Consider the following 16,695-nt stretch of genomic DNA (forward strand, 5'->3'; position numbering starts at 1 on the left):
AAGGTTATTGGGGGAAAGAACAATTATGAAACAAACAAGTAAAATGATTGCTATTTTAAGCATGGTCGTCTTTATGGGAGCTTTTATGATAGCATGTAGTAGCAATTCGAAGGGCTCAAATAGCCCCAAAGAAGGCAATAGTAGCAATACCATTCAGAATAGCGAGACCACTGCCCAGAAGCCAGCGGAAGCTACTGCTGAGACATCAGAGTCTACAACCCGGAAATTTACAGATTGGACGAAACATGAAGTCGAAGTACCCGTTAATCCACAACGTGTCATTTTTCATGGCGAGACGATGGGAGATCTGATATCTCTTGGTATCATGCCTATCGGTGGCCATTTAGAGTCGATTAAGGGTACCCTCGTAGAGGATAAAGCTAAGGAAGTACAGGACGTTGGATTCCCAATTAGTGTGGAGAAATCATTGTCTCTCGAACCGGATTTAATTATTTTTGGAAATGCAGATGAGAAACAATACGAACAAATTTCTAAGGTCGCACCAACTGTGACGTTTGACACTTTCGCCTCAATAGAGGATCGCATGCGTATACTAGGTGATCTTCTTGGCAAAAAGCAAGAAGCTGAGGACTGGATCACCGCGAACACACTGAAAACAAAAGAAATGTGGACGAAGCTTCAGGAGGATGGGATGAAACCTGGAGAGACAGCTACTGTATTCACCATGTATCCTGGTAACCGTTTATTTGTAATGGCGGGAGCGGGCCTTCCCCAATTTTTGTATGGTCCCGATGGTTTTAAGGCAATGCCTAAAATTCAAGAACTTATTAAAGATGGCGTAGGATTTGTGGAAATCTCCGCAGAGGTTATGTCTGAATATGCCGGAGATCGAATTTTCATTCTGGATCCAGTACCCCCAGAAGCCAAGCAATCAACAGCAGAACTTATCAAAAGTCCGCTTTGGCTTAACCTTCCCGCAGTTAAGAATGGACAGGTGTATACCTTTGATATTCTAAAAGCCTCAAGCGATGCGACCTCACGAGAATGGTTACTGAGCGAGCTGCCTAAGGTGTTGGCAAAGTAAGTCTGGTATGATGCAAATAACATACGATACAAGAGGTTTTTCAACAAATTGTTGAAAAGCCTCTTTGTATTTACTATAATACAATAGATGAGAATCATTATCACTATAGAAAAAGGGGGTATACCTATGCTTCAAGACACAACGTCATCTGCACCGCTGCGTTCTTTGCTATTTCATCTTTCTGACGTTGAACTCCTTACCCGATCAGCAAGACAAATCGTCGAAGAAGAAGCCCCCCCTTGTTATACCCTTTTAATCTTCACGAACGGAACAGGCCGACTTTACATAGATAACCAACCATTTCTTTTCTCTCCTGACCACTGCTACCTGCTTTCTCCAGGAACTTCTCTTCAAATCGAGAATGGAACCGATACCGTAGTTTGCTTTTACCGGATCACCTTCACTGTCATTCAAGCTAGGGATCAACAACAAGTTTTATATACTGAGGATATTTTCCCAAATCGATATGAACTGAGGGTCTATCCGCTCTCCCGTCTGATCCGACTTACCGAACAACTGTATGCTGGAAGACTGGGTAAAGGCGATATGGAATGGTTTAAACAACATCTGCATTTTCAAGAATTAATAGGTTTTCTGCTCGAACATAATCTGCATTCCGATCCATCCCTTAGTCTGACGCAATCAGTCGAGAATACCATCCATTATTTAAATCATAACTTTATGGATAGCATCACGGTCAAACAGCTTGTGCAATTAGCCAACGTGCCCCATTGGCAGTATACATCCATTTTTCAAGAACTAACTGGAAAGAAACCTCTCGACTACTTAACAGAGCTACGTATTAACCGTTCTAAAGAATGGCTAGCGATTTCAAACGCGCCCCTACGAGATATTGCCCATAGAGTAGGATTTGCTGATGAGTATTACTTCAATCGTCGTTTTCGTCAAACCACAGGGGTCACACCTAGGCAATATGCGATATCCATGCGTCAGAGAGTCCTCGTCAAAGATTGGACAGGGCATGAGGTCCATATCCCCTTACAACCCCTCCGTATCATTTACTATGGGGAAACTATCGGAGACTTGGTGACTCTCGGTATACACCCGATTGGCGGAAACATACCAAACCCCGAGAACAGATTGTATAAAGATCCGACAACAATCATTCATGATGTTGGGTTTCCATTCAATACAGAAAGAGCTTCTGCGCTGGAGCCTGATTTGATTATTTTTGCTAATTCTGATGAACGCCAATATGAACAAATCTCCAAAATTGCTCCTACAATAACCTATAATTCATGGGCAACACTAGAAGAACGTATGCACATCCTTGGAGATTGGTTTGGCAAGAAAAGAGAAGCAGAACAATGGCTCGTTCATCATCATAACAAAACAAAAACGATGTGGCAGCAGCTTCAGTCCAGTATAAATGCCGGAGAAACCGCCTCCGTCTTTACGTATGATCACGGCGAACGCTTATTTGTCATGGGAGTCACAGGCTTCTCTACAGCACTCTATCATCCACTTGGCTTCCGACCCGTATCCAAGATTCAGGACATCTTAGATGCAGGTCAAGGATATAAGGAAATACAGGAGAGCTCACTGCCCCAGTACGCCGGTGACCGAATCTTCATGCTACTTCCGGAGAATAAGATTTCAAGGCGAGCGGCAGAAGACATGATGAATAGCACGCTTTGGCAGAGCCTACCTGCTGTCCAGAGTGGACATGTTTACATGGCCGAGGAAGCGAAATGGAACTTCGGAGATGCGTTTACGCGAGACAAGTTGCTCGAAATGCTACCTGAACTTCTACAGGGTTTTTGACAACAGGGATTGTTAATCAAGTCATAAGCATTTGATAAGTGAGCAAAAAAACCTTCAAATCCACTAACAAAATGGGGTTGGAGGTTCATTTTTGCTTTTATTCATTGTTATACAGCTTTTATCTCAAGCAATTCATATTTAAGTACTCCCATAGGTGCATTCACACTAATGATATTACCTACTTCTTTACCTAACAATTCCTTGCCTAAAGGACTCTCATAGGATATTTTATTATCCAATACATCTGCCTCGGCAGTACCTACAATCCGGTACTCTATTTTTTCGGAATATTCAATATCATTGAGAACTACAATACAACCTATACTCACTTTGGATAAGTTCAGACTATCTGCGCTAACTACCTGAGCCTTCGTGATCATTTTTTCCAGGATCATTATTCTTGTTTCCATAAAGGATTGGTCATTCTTCGCCGAATGATATTCACTATTTTCCTTTAAATCTCCGTAGCTAATAGCCAATTTGAGCCGCTCTGCTAATTCCTTACGTTTTACTGTTTTAAGATCCTTGAGTTCATGCTCTAATTTAGCTAATCCCTCTTCTGTCAAAATCACTTCATCATTATTAGACATCTTTACAACCCCCACTTTACTTTCGTTCTTCAATTCTAACCTATATCAAGCTTAAAAAAAACAGTAAGCCAAAGTGATTCATTATCTTTGGCTTACTGTTTTCTCTTGTACCCAACTTCAAATCATGCTTTAAGTGAAAAGATTCTTCTTAATATGCCAAGCTGTACAGCGCCTTAATATGTGACAAGTAACGAATGTTACTGGCTTCTTTCATAAGAGAAGCTGGCATTCCTTTAAGTGGCGTTCCATTAGCTCCTACAGTTGCAACAGCATCTTTACGACCCAAGCTTGCAAGTGTTCCAGAGTCTATTGGAGCAAATGATTCAAAGGATTTGTTATTAAGCTTAGCGAATAGATTGTAACCCACAAGCTCGCCCATTTGCCAAGCAATCTGAGCCGTTGGCGGATAAGGACGTCCTTCTGGACCAAAGAAAACAGCGCTATCGCCTACAACAAATACGTCTGGGTGAGAAATAGATTGAAGATGTTCATTAACGCTTGCACGTCCACGGTTCACTTCAAGTCCTGATTCACCGACTAGAGGATTTCCTTGTACTCCACCCGTCCAAACAAATGTATTGGTAACAATTTTTTGACCATCTTTCAGGTCAATCACATTTCCTTCAACATTGGTTACAGGGAGACCTGTTAAGAATTGAACCCCACGAGATTCCAAACTTTTCGTTGCACGTTCAATCAAATGATCCGGCAACACAGGAAGGATCTTAGGACCTGCTTCTACAAGTAACAATTTCACCGCTTTAGGATCTACACCATATTTCTTAGCAAGTGCAGACATTCCATCGGCAATTTCCCCAACTAACTCAACACCCGAAAGACCGCCACCACCAATGACAATCGTGCCATCAGCTTCATTATTCGTTTTGGAAAATTCCCGAATACGATCCTCAATATGTTTATGAATGTTGTTTGCATCTGCCGCAGATTTCAACACTAAGCTATTTTGCTCAAGTCCCGGAATACCGAAAAAGGCCGTTTGGCTTCCCAAACCGACAACAAGTGCATCATAAGTTAACTTGGAACCATCTGAAAGTTTCACTTCTTTATTGTCTACTGAGAAAGATTGAACCTTGCTGATTCTCAGATTAATGTCTTTCCCTTTGAATAACTTCTCTAATGGCATAGCAATAGCCTCTTCAGCAATATTACCAGCTGCAAGTCGGTGCAATTCTGTGATGATTTGGTGTGTTGGAGTCTGGTTTACAACAGTCACTTGTGCTTCAGCCTTAGTCAAATACTTGCGAAGACTCAAAGCCGTTAGAAGTCCGCCATAACCTGCACCTAATATAACAATATGTTTTGACATCGTGTATCCTCCGCTCTTACTAATTATTGTACGTGAACTATTTTTTGCTGCGTTCTTCACTGACTTGAAGATAAGCATTAACGAAACGGAACATCTTTTGCGCTTGTGGATCTTTAAGCATCTTTAACAGACCAAAAACACCGATCACTTCGTTGCTCGCTTCGGCACGATCCTTTGCTTCTATAACGGTTCCCGCAATGTTCTTCACGGAGTCTTTCACAGGTCCTACAATTTCTGTTATCGCTCCAACGGTATCACTTTTCAATACATCATCTGTAGCAACGGAATGAGCGAAATCATATGACTTCGTCATCACTTTGACGATTTCAGTCAATTTCGGTAACTGCTCTATCAGAGCCGATAGGGATTCCTGTACCTCAGGTTTTAATAACTGATCCAGTACATCATTGTGGCTTGCTGACAAGGCTTGTGGTTCTTGTTCAGACGTTGTCTGAGTAATTGATTCTGACATATCTAATTCTCCTTTACGATAAGCAACATTCGCTTCAGCTTTATATTTGATAGATTATCAATGCACTTGGATTAATAACCCGTCATTTCATAAAATAATCACTAAGCTTGGAACTTAATGTGATTATGGTTCATGAGTCTAACTAACAATAAAAATTTAAAATCTTTACTTAATCATACGACTAACCTCGGATATTATCAATTACCTTTTCTATGAATTGACCCTTAATTTCCGTATATTAACAATAATCAGAAGATTGTTTCATTAATTTTCACAAATAGCACTGAAATTATGCTTAATGTCATTTTAAATTAAAAAAACTGGCCGAACAAAATGATTGTTCGTCCAGATTAATACTTGTTAAATGAATGTGATTAATTTTTCTTCTTTTGGAATAATAACAAGTGAAGTCTTCGAGCAAACAACATAAAAAGGAGAATATTCCATGACAGATACAAGCAGGCAAGAAATTGTGGAAAGTGTTCCACAAACGGGTTTCTTCGGACACCCTAAGGGACTATTCACCCTTTTCTTCACAGAGTTCTGGGAACGCTTCTCATATTATGGAATGAGAGCCATTCTTGTTTACTATATGTACTATGAGGTATCACAAGGCGGATTGGGCTTGGACGAAAGCACAGCTCTGGCAATTATGTCGATCTACGGCTCACTGGTCTATATGTCCGGAATTATTGGCGGGTGGCTGGCCGATAGAATATTTGGAACTTCCAAATCTATATTCTACGGTGGCATATTGATTATGCTGGGGCATATTATTTTATCCATACCTGGAAGCATAACCATGTTCTTTGTTTCTATGGTTCTAATCGTCATTGGTACAGGATTACTGAAACCTAATGTATCCAGTGCCGTAGGTGAAATTTACAGTCCAGAGGATGTTCGCCGGGATGCAGGATTTAGCATCTTCTATATGGGAATTAACCTCGGTGGATTTCTTGCTCCTTTAATTGTAGGAACCATAGGCATGAAACAAAACAATTTTCACTTGGGTTTTTTAGTTGCTGCTGTCGGTATGTTTCTAGGATTGTTCGTATTTGTCATGACCAAGAAGAAAAGCCTAGGTCTTGCTGGTACCATTATAGCCAATCCTCTATCATCATCTGAAAAGAAAAGGGTCTATGCCTTTATGGGTCTGGGCGCCATTCTTATCGCTGCTTTGATTGCTATTACCATTCCAATGGGGATTCTTACATTCGATACCTTTATTGCTCTTGTAGGAATATTGGGGATTGTCATTCCGGCTCTATACTTTATTGTCATGTATCGGAGTCCTAAAACAACAATAGTAGAGCGCTCAAGACTCATTGCTTATATTCCGCTATTCCTTGCTTCTGTTATGTTCTGGGCCATTCAAGAACAGGGATCAACCATTCTCGCCAATTATGCGGACAAGCGAACACAGTTAGATTTTGCAGGAATTCATCTTTCACCTGCTTGGTTCCAATCGTTGAATCCATTATTTATTATTCTTTTGGCGCCTTTGTTTGCATGGGTTTGGGTAAAACTCGGAGTTCGTCAGCCGTCAGTCCCTACCAAATTCTCTTTGGGATTATTATTCGCTGGCTTATCATTTCTCGTTATCCTGTTACCCGCTTACTTTGGCGGAAGTCAGTCATTAGTTAACCCCTTATGGCTCGTTCTTAGTTACTTCATTGTCGTGATTGGGGAGTTACTTTTATCACCTGTAGGACTATCCGTAACTACCAAATTAGCGCCTGTTGCCTTCTCAGCCCAAACGATGAGTCTATGGTTCTTATCTAATGCTGCTGCTCAAGCCATCAATGCGCAGATTGTTAAATTCTATACACCTGATACCGAAATGCTTTACTTTGGTGTGATCGGAGGAGTAGCGATTCTCCTAAGTATCCTCCTTTTCATGCTTTCCCCGAAAATTCAAGGGTATATGAAAGGTGTACGATGAGTGCGATGACCGCTACGATCTGCATCATCCATTGTTTTGTGAAACGCTAATCATGATAAGGGCCTAACTTATAAAAAACCTCTGGCAAGATGTGATGGTAGTTCATTCACATAGCCAGAGGTTTTTTTAATTAAGTATGGTTCAGATATTTTTATCTCTCACCCTAATGCAAATCGGTCTTGATCCGAGATATCATCTTCCGATTGTTTTTTGATTTGTTTGCTTCTTAACTGACCACAAGCGGCATCAATATCTGCCCCATGTTCAAGGCGAACCGTACAGTTAATGTCTTGCTTTTTCAACGTATCATAGAATGCCAGAATGGATTCCTGATCGCTTCTCTGATATTGGCTATGCTCATCTACCGGATTGTACGGGATTAGATTAACACTACAGAGGTTTTGCTTATCTCTAATCAGCTCAGCAAGTTCTAGGGCATGCTCCTTGCGGTCATTTACATCCTTCAGCAGAATGTATTCGAACATAATTCTCCGATTCGTCTTGGCCAAATAGTAATCGACGGCCTTCATTAATTTTTCTATTGGAAAAGCACGATTAATGACCATGATCTGTGTCCGAAGTTCATTATTAGGCGCATGTAATGAAATAGCCAAATTAACCTGCAAATCTGCATCGGTAAATTCAATGATTTTATCAGGAAGGCCACTAGTCGATACCGTGATACGCTTCGCACCAATTGCTAAACCTTTCTGATCTTTAATAACTTGCAAGAAATCTACAAGATTCTTGAAATTATCGAATGGTTCACCAATTCCCATGACTACAACATGACTTACTCTTTCATCTTGCTCCGCTTGGTCCAAATGCTGCTGGGCTTTGATAATTTGCTCAACAATTTCACCACTCGTTAAATCACGACTTTTCTTAATTAACCCACTTGCACAGAAACTACACCCAATGTTACAACCTACTTGCGTAGTGACACACACGGCCAACCCATATTTCTGTCTCATTAATACCGTTTCTATCAGGTTGCCATCCTTTAATTTAAACAAAAACTTTATCGTTCCATCTGCCGATTCTTGCTTAACATGCTCTGTTAAGGTCTGAATGACAAAGTGATCTGCTAATAATTGCACACACTCTTTATTGACATCAGTCATTTCAGCGAAGTCGGTTACCCGCTTCCGATATAGCCAATCCCATACTTGTGCTGCGCGAAACTTTCTATGCTCATGCTCTAATAGCCATGCTGTCAGTTGTTCAAACGTCAATCCATAAATGGATTCCTTATTCATACATTACCCTCTTTTCAAAACTATAAAGTTCAATAATATTCTACTTAAACAGCCGAAGCCAAGCATCCGATTATATTGTCCCAAATTTTTTATATTAAAACAAGGGGAGTTAAATGGTTTTCCGTACAGAACCTGTAGCACAAACAAGAAGAAACGGCTTCGCCGTCCTTAAAGGATGGTAACCGTTTCTCGTAGAAATATACGCAACGTATAGTGAAAACTTCATACTTTCTTATAATTTAAAAGAGCACCCTCTCAGGTGCCCTTCATGACCGCGACATATAACTATCTAAACTGGTTAGGAAACTGCTTAATAATTCCTTTCGCAAGGACATCTGCGAACATAATCATATGCTCTTCCCCTTTGTCGAAGGCAACAACATAGGCATCCCAGTCTTTGTTAATCCTTGCCATAAGAGCATCTGTAACGAATTGCAAATGCACATAAAACATATCCCTTAATTCTTTATTGGACCAGTTGGGGTTAGCACTACTGAGAAACTGAGCAATATCATCAGCATTCCTATGCCACTCTTTATTATACTTTTCTACATCCTTCTGATTTCCAGCCTTTGCTGCATCCACAATTTTACCTGCAATCAGAATATGCTCTCGTAGTAGCTCAGCTAGCTTATTCCCTGCTGCCTCACCATAATAGGGCTTGATTGCATTTCCAATATCCTGTTGGTTTCGCAATAGCCTTGCCAACACTTTTTGTTGATCCTCCATGCCTGCAACGGCACTTACAATGTAATTTGTCGTCCATACAACATGATCAATCCACAGCTTCCTCAAATCACTCTTAAGTTTTACTTGAGATGGGCTTACACATTCCTTTTCCATATGGAATTGTTCGCCTTGCTTGCTTTGTGTTGCCTCGGCTTGTATGGGTGTCACACTAAACGCAAGCACTAGAGACATACATAACAGTGTCAACTTAGATGATATGCTTTTCATTTATACCTTCTCCTTAATGATGGATTGAACATTCCTGATTATTATGGACTGTTAAATTCAAATCATGCAGAAGGAGGTTGGATTCCTATGATGATGAAGAAAATGGCAGATAAAGTATTGACCTACCTTACTCCTCTATCCAATGCTTGTATAATACCTGAGTTCCCTTATCCTCATACCCCTTATCAGCTAGTTCTTTGTACAAAGATTCTGACAAAGCCAGTGCCGGAGTATCAAGACCCATATCTTTCGCTGCCGCAAGCGCAATCCCCATGTCTTTAATAAAGTGCTTCACATAGAAACCAGGTTCATCATTACCAGCGATTATACGTGGGCCAAGGTTAGTAAGAGACCAGCTTCCCGCAGCTCCGCTCTCAATGCTCTTTAAGACCGTATTAGCATCAAGTCCTGACGTTTTGGCATAAGCCAAAGCTTCACATACACCCATCATGTTCGAAGCGATTGCAATTTGGTTACACATTTTGGTATGTTGCCCCGCACCGGCTTTGCCCTGAAGGACGATGTTCGCCCCCATCAATTCGAACAAAGGACGCACCGCTTCAAAGTCAGCCTCATCTCCGCCAACCATAATGGACAGCATCCCTCCCTTTGCGCCGACATCGCCACCGGATACCGGTGCATCAAGGGCATGTATCCCTTTAATCGCGGATGCCTCATAGATGTGCTCAGCAAGCTGTGGGTTGGAAGTGGTCATGTCAATGAGGTAGGCACCCGACTTAGCATTAGCCACCAATCCATCTGCACCCAGATAAATTTCTTCCACATCTTTCGGATAACCTACAATGGTGATCACGACATCACAAGCCTCAGCTAGCTTAGCCGCCGTGTCATGCCATACGGCTCCATCCTTGACCAATTCCTCAGCCTTAGAAGCCGTACGGGTATATACATGCAGTGGATAACCCGCCTTTTGAATATGCATGGCCATACTTTTCCCCATGACGCCAGTACCGATAAAACCTACTACCGTATTCTCAGGTGTTAGTGACATTAGCCAGTCCTCCTTGTATATGCTTGTAGCTCTTCTCTATTATACTTCTTTTTCATACCCATCATCTGCAGAGTAGCAGTTCAATATATTTTCAAAGAAAAGTAGACCTCTCTTCCACATCATGGTACATTCTCGGTAGTATTCCTCATTGCTATCGGGGGAAACCCAAAAAAATTAATGGAGATATCTAAAATGAAAAAACGAGTATTAAAAGTGGTTGGTTCGATTGTTATAGCGGCTAGCCTAATTGTCGGAGGGTTCTTACTCTATATTACATTTACAGATTATAAACCCGAGGAAATCGTGGAGCTGGCTATAGACAACAATAACGAACGTGTTCTACAGCACAATGAACCTTTTACCATTACAACATTCAATATCGGCTATGCTGGTCTAGATAAAGATCAGGATTTCTTCATGGATGGCGGGAAGATGTCCCGTTCCAGTAGTGAAGAACAAACGAAGGCCAATCTGAAGGCCATAGCCTCTTTTATGACAAGCTTACGTTCGGACTTATTCATTCTACAGGAGGTAGATATCCGTTCTTCACGGAGCTATCATGTGGATGAGGTCGCATACTTCTCAAGGGAATTATCGGAGTACAGTCATGTATTTGCCACAAACTACAAGGTGCCATGGGTGCCCGTTCCTATCCTTGATCCTATGGGTTCCGCAGACAGTGGATTATTCACCTTATCCAGGTTCACAAGCACAGATCATTACCGATATAATCTACCGGGAAAAGAATCTTGGCCACGTCAACAACTCGATTTGGACCGCGCCTTTATTGAAAGCAGGTTTCCCGTCGACAACGGTAAAGAGCTTGTTCTAATCAATCTTCATCTATCTGCCTTTGACCATGGTGGAGCCATTCGCAAGCAGCAATTAGACTTCTTATCTGCCTATATTAAGAAAGAGAATGACAAGGGCAACTACCTGATTCTAGGCGGTGACTGGAACCATGCCCTTCCGGGTACAGATCCCCAAGCATTTGCAACCACCCAAGCATGGCCTGAGTGGCTACAGAAGTTCCCGAGCGATTTCAAGCCAGAAGGATTCAGCTGGGTTGTCGACCCTAATGTACCATCTGTGCGGACACTTGATGTTCCCTACTCGCAAGGCATTAATTTCAGAGCGGTTATCGATGGTTTTCTGATTTCACCGAACATTAAACTCAGCAGTGTGCAGGGCTATGAGTTATCCTTTGAACATAGCGATCATAATCCGGTAACCGCGCAGCTTATTCTGCAATAAGAGATCGTAATCGAGGCAACATTTCTACAGTGAATTATTTCTCTTATATATGCCTTTAATCTTACTTATATCGAACCCAATATAAAATAGAGTAAGAAGAAAAATGCGATGACGTACATCGTGATCGACACTTCCTTTTTTCGACCCGAAATCAGCTTCAGAATGGGGTAAGCAATGAAACCAAATGCAATCCCATTCGCAATACTAAAGGATAGTGGCATAATCGCCATCATCAAGTAAGCTGGAAAAGCTTCTGTAAAGTCACTGAAGGGAATTTCCTTGATACATTGGATCATCAAGCAACCAACAATAATGAGCACAGGAGCAATCGCACTATTCGGGATTACTTTGAACAGTGGAATGAGGAACAATGCTGGAATAAATAGAAGTCCCGTTGTAAACGAGGTTAGCCCCGTTCTTCCTCCTGCTGCAATACCTGTTCCAGACTCAGCAGCTGTCGTCGTGGGACTACAACCCAAAAGCCCTGCACTTATAACTGAAAAAGAATTGGCCTGAAATGACTTCCGAAACTTCGATTTATCTGGAAGCATCCCTAGTTGAGCTCCCATATTCTGAAAAATAATAACCATCGATAAAGAAAAAACAGCGGTCCAAAAATTAAGCGTACCTATACCGCTAAAATCTAAGGCAAAAAATAACTCGCCATACCCAGTAAAGGAGATACTAAAATCACGTAAGGTCGAAAAATCTACGATACCAAACAGCGTACCCATACCTGTTCCTGCGATAATCGCAATTAAGAAGCTCCCTTTCACATTCAGCATGAAAAGCGGCAACAGAACTAATAAGGTCAGTATAGTCGTTAAGGCATAAGGATCACTAAGATTCGCTAAGGTAACGAATGTACCTTTGCTTGCAACGATGATCCCCCCATTCTTTAATCCTAGAAAAGCAATAAATAAACCAATTCCAGCAGTCATTGCGTTAATCATAGACTTCGGGATCGAGCGCAATAAATAGTCGGCCCCTTTAGTTACCGTGGTTAACATAAATACGATACCTGCTAAAAATACGGCTGCAAGTGCTTGTTGCCATGTAAGTCCTAACGAGAATACCAATGTAAAAACAAAAAAAGCGTTATCCCCCATACCAGGGATAATAATTAATGGTGAGTTCGCCCAAAGCGCCATCAGCATACAGCCCACAAAAGAACAGATCACCGTGACAATGGTTGCTGCTTCATATGGCATGCCAGTTGTACTTAAGATGGCCCCATTGACCGCAATGATATAGGCAACTGTCATAAAAGAGGTTACTCCTGCAACAACCTCCGTTCGTATCGTCGAATTTTGTTCTTGAATATGGAACAGTTTTTCCAATCGTCTACCCAATTTAGAATCACCTCTTTTTTAATATATTACTTGGATCATCAAATAAATAAGCTGGAGGTCTTAAGACATCCAGCTTACTTATTCGCTAAGATTAATAGTCAGTCCTCTTATCGTTTCCCTACCTCATAAGGTTCCCCTAATGCTTTCGGTGCACGAGCTTTCCCTACGGCTCCAATTAATACGAATAGTGTTAACACGTAAGGCAACATATAGAAGAATTCATTCGGAATGCTTGCTGCAAAATCAAAGATCTGTAATTGATCCTTCACCGCTTGGGCCAATCCGAAGAATAATGCGGCCAACATCGCACCTACCGGATGCCACTTACCAAAGATAACGGCCGCAAGCGCAATATAACCTTGTCCTGAGATCGTATTAAAAGCAAAGTTACTGTTCGAGGTAAGTACAATAGTCGCTCCACCAAGTGCAGCAATCGAACCACTCAGAATAACGGCAATGTAGCGCGTACGATTCACTTTTATTCCCACCGTATCGGCGGCACTTGGATGTTCTCCAACTGCACGAAGTCTCAGCCCGCTTGATGTCTTAAATAAAACAAAGAAAAGGACGATGACTAACACAATCGCAATATACGTCGTTGGATACGTATTAAAGAACACATTTCCAATGAGCGGAATATCGCTTAAATAAGGAACTGTCACCTTATGAAATACCATTGTTAAAAGCGGTGTTTCAGCTGAGCCATCAAAGATCATTTTCACTAAAAAGAACGTCGAACTTGCCGCGAGAATATTGATGACGACACCACTTACAACCTGATTCGCTTTAAACTTAATGGAGGCGATCGCATGAATGCTAGAGAAGATAGCTGTAAATACAAATGCTCCGACCAATCCAAGCCACGGAGAGAAAGCACCAAAACCTGCCGTTTCAGCATAATAAGTAGTTATCGCTGAGAAGAAAGCCCCTGATATCATAAACCCTTCGAGTCCAATATTAATGACTCCCGCGCGTTCTGAAATGAGTCCACCAAGTGCAGCAAAGATAAGGGCAGTAGAGAATACGAGCGTCCCATTAAGTAAATTACTAATAATCTCCATTAATCACACCTTCTTCTTTGATTTTTTTTGGAATGGTCGGAAAAACAACTTCACAATCCCTGGTGCGGCAACGAAAAAGATAATGAATCCAATGACCATACGAATAATCTCACCGGGCACCTCAGCACCAAAGCTCATACCTTGAGAACCATAGGTAAGCGCGCCAATTAGAGTTGCCGACAAAAGCACACCGATCGCGGTATTTCCACCAAGCAAGGAAACCGCTATTCCGTCAAAACCGAGACCCGACGTAACGGAGTTGATGGCTATATATTTAAACACCCCTAATACTTCAAAAGTTCCAACTAAACCACCAAACATACCTGAAATGAACATCGTACGTACCATAACGTTTGGAACTTTCATCCCCGCATATTTTGCTGCATGGGGATTAAGTCCAACCGCCCGCAACTCATAGCCCCATTTGGTCTTGTTCAAATAAATGTGGTAAAAAACAACCGCAAGGATCGCAATTAAGAATCCCCAGTGGATGCGCGCACCACCCATTAGTTCAGAAAGCCAGCCAATCTGGATACTTGCAGAGTCGTGAATCATCTCAGATCGTTGTGTACCCGCTTGTGGCATAAATATCCGAATGATGTAATGGCTTAAATAAAGCGCAATAAAGTTAAACATAATACAGGTAATAACTTCATTGATGCCTCGTTTGGCCTTAATATAACCAACAAGCGCACCCCACACTCCCCCAAGTAAAGCACCAAATATAATAGCGAAAAGCGCATGTAGAAACGGTGGTAGACTAAGCTGTGTACCTACGATCAACGCACCCAAAGAACCCATGATGATCTGACCATCTACTCCGATATTAAACATCCCTGATCGAAAAGCGATTGCTACGGCCAAACCACTCATTATGAGAGGAACGATGGTACGCAATGCTTCTCCTAAATCATAACTACTCCCGAAAATTTTCGAAATTAACGATTCATAGGCCAACATCGGATCGTATCCGCCGATCCACATAATCACTGCGCCTAATAATAGACCCATGATAATGGCAACAAAGGGTATAACCACAGATTCACGTTTGAAAACGCTCATTATTTTATTCATTCGTGCCATCTCCTTTATGCTTACCTGCCATCATCAACCCCAATTCCTGATCATTCGTTGTTTCCGGCGTCGTTTCACCGACGATTTGTCCGCCGCAGAGGACCAGAATACGGTCAGCCACATTTAAGATTTCTTCCAACTCAAACGACACCAACAGTACCGCTTTTCCTTGATCACGTTGTGCTATTAGTTGTTGATGCACGAATTCAATCGCACCTACGTCTAGCCCCCGTGTAGGTTGAGCTGCAATCATGACCTGCGGATTTTTATCAATTTCGCGTGCAATAATGACTTTTTGTTGATTCCCTCCAGACATTGAGCGAACCAACGTATCAATTCCTGGTGTTCGCACATCGAACTCTTTCACTAGGCGCGTCGCCATATCATCCATAGCCTCCGTATTGATGAAGCCATGTTTACTAATCTCTGGATGATGGTACGTTTGTAAAATTGTATTTTCACTGACAGTAAAGTCCAGAACAAGTCCATGTTTATGGCGATCCTGAGGAATATGTGAGATTCCGGATTCAGAGATTATACGTGGTGAATGATTTGTTATGCTTTTACCTTTTAACAAAATTTCACCTGAACGAATATTCTGCATGCCTGTTATTGCTTCAACTAGCTCCGTCTGACCATTACCATCTACACCTGCAATACCGACAATCTCACCCGCCCGTACTGAGAAGGACAGCTTATTTACCACATTCTTGCCGTTAGCACCTTCAACTATCAAATCTTTCACTTCTAAAAATACATCTTGAGGTTTAGCCGCTTGCTTTTCAGTCTTAAAGTTGACTGCTTTCCCTACCATTTTTTCTGCCAATTCCTGTGGATTGGTCTTAGCCACTTCGACAGTTTCAATTGCTTTACCCCGACGAATAATGGTGCAGGTATCGGCGATTTCCATGATCTCTTTTAACTTATGTGTAATCAAAATGATCGACTTGCCTTCAGCAACAAGACGCTTCATAATCTCCAGCAATTCACTGATTTCTTGCGGTGTTAGAACCGCAGTTGGTTCATCAAAGATGAGAATGTCTGCTCCACGATAAAGTGTCTTAATGATTTCTACACGCTGTTGCATCCCTACACTAATCGAATCAATCGTTGCCATTGGATCCACATCCAACTTATATTGTTCGGATAGTTCCTTTACCTTTTTGCTTGCTCCTTTGATATTGATCTTCAATCCCTTCTTTGGTTCCATCCCGAGAATGATATTCTCGGTCACCGTAAAGGGCTCTACCAATTTAAAATGCTGATGCACCATCCCAATCCCAAGTTCAATCGCCTTGTTAGGACTATCTATCCATTCTTGCTTCCCATTCACATGGATCTCACCTTCATCAGGTTGATATAGTCCGAAGACGATACTCATCAAGGTGGATTTCCCCGAACCGTTTTCGCCAAGCAAAGCATGAATTTGTCCACGTTTTAATTGGAAATTAATAGAATCATTGGCTACTACTCCGGGGAATCTCTTGGTTATTCCTTTTAGCTCCAATGCGATATCTGCCTTAGTCACAGGGACCCCTCCCAAAATTTTCGTCCCCTATCACATT

14 protein-coding genes are annotated in these 16,695 nt (G+C 41.7%); 4 read left to right on the forward strand and 10 right to left on the reverse strand.

Going from position 1 to position 16,695, the window contains the following annotated elements:
* Positions 1-25 precede the first annotated feature (25 nt).
* Entirely contained in the window at positions 26-1,045 is a 1,020-nt protein-coding gene (locus UB51_RS21400) for an ABC transporter substrate-binding protein (protein WP_044879038.1), read from the forward strand.
* 126 nt (positions 1,046-1,171) lie between these two features.
* Positions 1,172-2,830, forward strand: coding sequence for an AraC family transcriptional regulator (locus tag UB51_RS21405; RefSeq protein WP_044879039.1), 1,659 nt, complete (start codon positions 1,172-1,174; stop codon positions 2,828-2,830).
* A 107-nt stretch (positions 2,831-2,937) separates the two neighbouring features.
* Here the strand turns inward: UB51_RS21405 and greA are convergent, their stop codons facing one another.
* From greA to UB51_RS21420, 3 genes are all read right to left on the reverse strand, one after another.
* On the reverse strand, positions 2,938-3,420 hold the full coding sequence (gene greA / locus UB51_RS21410; protein WP_044879040.1) for a transcription elongation factor GreA: 483 nt from the start codon (positions 3,418-3,420) through the stop codon (positions 2,938-2,940).
* Positions 3,421-3,568: 148 nt separating this feature from the next.
* Entirely contained in the window at positions 3,569-4,747 is a 1,179-nt protein-coding gene (locus UB51_RS21415) for an NAD(P)/FAD-dependent oxidoreductase (protein ID WP_044879041.1), read from the reverse strand.
* Between the two features lie 37 nt (positions 4,748-4,784).
* Complete coding sequence (locus UB51_RS21420; protein WP_044879042.1) at positions 4,785-5,219, reverse strand: helical membrane plugin domain-containing protein; 435 nt, start codon at positions 5,217-5,219, stop codon at positions 4,785-4,787.
* A 445-nt stretch (positions 5,220-5,664) separates the two neighbouring features.
* Here UB51_RS21420 and UB51_RS21425 point away from each other — a divergent pair, with 445 nt between their 5' ends.
* Entirely contained in the window at positions 5,665-7,161 is a 1,497-nt protein-coding gene (locus UB51_RS21425; protein WP_044879043.1) for a peptide MFS transporter, read from the forward strand.
* 158 nt (positions 7,162-7,319) lie between these two features.
* Here UB51_RS21425 and rlmN read toward each other — a convergent pair whose 3' ends face one another.
* From rlmN to UB51_RS21440, 3 genes are all read right to left on the reverse strand, one after another.
* Positions 7,320-8,420 carry a dual-specificity RNA methyltransferase RlmN gene (gene rlmN, locus UB51_RS21430; RefSeq protein WP_044879044.1) on the reverse strand — a complete coding sequence of 367 codons (1,101 nt, stop codon included), beginning with the start codon at positions 8,418-8,420 and terminating at the stop codon, positions 7,320-7,322.
* A 285-nt stretch (positions 8,421-8,705) separates the two neighbouring features.
* A complete protein-coding gene (locus tag UB51_RS21435; RefSeq protein WP_044879045.1) occupies positions 8,706-9,377 on the reverse strand; it encodes a hypothetical protein in 672 nt (223 codons plus the stop codon).
* A gap of 127 nt (positions 9,378-9,504) precedes the next feature.
* Entirely contained in the window at positions 9,505-10,410 is a 906-nt protein-coding gene (locus tag UB51_RS21440) for an NAD(P)-dependent oxidoreductase (RefSeq protein ID WP_267884769.1), read from the reverse strand.
* Between the two features lie 171 nt (positions 10,411-10,581).
* Here UB51_RS21440 and UB51_RS21445 point away from each other — a divergent pair, with 171 nt between their 5' ends.
* Positions 10,582-11,643, forward strand: coding sequence for an endonuclease/exonuclease/phosphatase family protein (locus UB51_RS21445; protein WP_044879047.1), 1,062 nt, complete (start codon positions 10,582-10,584; stop codon positions 11,641-11,643).
* Positions 11,644-11,708: 65 nt separating this feature from the next.
* Here UB51_RS21445 and UB51_RS21450 read toward each other — a convergent pair whose 3' ends face one another.
* The 4 genes from UB51_RS21450 to UB51_RS21465 form a co-directional block, all read right to left on the reverse strand.
* Entirely contained in the window at positions 11,709-12,995 is a 1,287-nt protein-coding gene (locus tag UB51_RS21450; protein ID WP_044879048.1) for an NCS2 family permease, read from the reverse strand.
* 107 nt (positions 12,996-13,102) lie between these two features.
* Complete coding sequence (locus tag UB51_RS21455) at positions 13,103-14,056, reverse strand: ABC transporter permease (protein WP_044879049.1); 954 nt, start codon at positions 14,054-14,056, stop codon at positions 13,103-13,105.
* A 3-nt stretch (positions 14,057-14,059) separates the two neighbouring features.
* On the reverse strand, positions 14,060-15,130 hold the full coding sequence (locus UB51_RS21460) for an ABC transporter permease (RefSeq protein ID WP_044879050.1): 1,071 nt from the start codon (positions 15,128-15,130) through the stop codon (positions 14,060-14,062).
* Positions 15,123-16,658 (reverse strand): ABC transporter ATP-binding protein, encoded by a 1,536-nt coding sequence (locus UB51_RS21465; RefSeq protein WP_044879051.1) that lies wholly within the window; start codon positions 16,656-16,658, stop codon positions 15,123-15,125. Before UB51_RS21465 ends, UB51_RS21460 begins: the two co-directional genes overlap by 8 nt.
* Positions 16,659-16,695 lie beyond the last annotated feature (37 nt).

This window comes from Paenibacillus sp. IHBB 10380, from assembly GCF_000949425.1.
Lineage (GTDB): Bacteria > Bacillota > Bacilli > Paenibacillales > Paenibacillaceae > Paenibacillus_AQ.

What these genes read in the sequence shown, in the direction of transcription:
- UB51_RS21400 (WP_044879038.1), top strand. Translation starts at nt 26, where the DNA reads ATGAAACAAACAAGTAAAATGATTGCTATTTTAAGCATGGTCGTCTTT.
- UB51_RS21405 (WP_044879039.1), top strand. Translation starts at nt 1,172, where the DNA reads ATGCTTCAAGACACAACGTCATCTGCACCGCTGCGTTCTTTGCTATTT.
- greA (WP_044879040.1), bottom strand. Translation starts at nt 3,420, where the DNA reads ATGTCTAATAATGATGAAGTGATTTTGACAGAAGAGGGATTAGCTAAA.
- UB51_RS21415 (WP_044879041.1), bottom strand. Translation starts at nt 4,747, where the DNA reads ATGTCAAAACATATTGTTATATTAGGTGCAGGTTATGGCGGACTTCTA.
- UB51_RS21420 (WP_044879042.1), bottom strand. Translation starts at nt 5,219, where the DNA reads ATGTCAGAATCAATTACTCAGACAACGTCTGAACAAGAACCACAAGCC.
- UB51_RS21425 (WP_044879043.1), top strand. Translation starts at nt 5,665, where the DNA reads ATGACAGATACAAGCAGGCAAGAAATTGTGGAAAGTGTTCCACAAACG.
- rlmN (WP_044879044.1), bottom strand. Translation starts at nt 8,420, where the DNA reads ATGAATAAGGAATCCATTTATGGATTGACGTTTGAACAACTGACAGCA.
- UB51_RS21435 (WP_044879045.1), bottom strand. Translation starts at nt 9,377, where the DNA reads ATGAAAAGCATATCATCTAAGTTGACACTGTTATGTATGTCTCTAGTG.
- UB51_RS21445 (WP_044879047.1), top strand. Translation starts at nt 10,582, where the DNA reads ATGAAAAAACGAGTATTAAAAGTGGTTGGTTCGATTGTTATAGCGGCT.
- UB51_RS21455 (WP_044879049.1), bottom strand. Translation starts at nt 14,056, where the DNA reads ATGGAGATTATTAGTAATTTACTTAATGGGACGCTCGTATTCTCTACT.
- UB51_RS21460 (WP_044879050.1), bottom strand. Translation starts at nt 15,130, where the DNA reads ATGAATAAAATAATGAGCGTTTTCAAACGTGAATCTGTGGTTATACCC.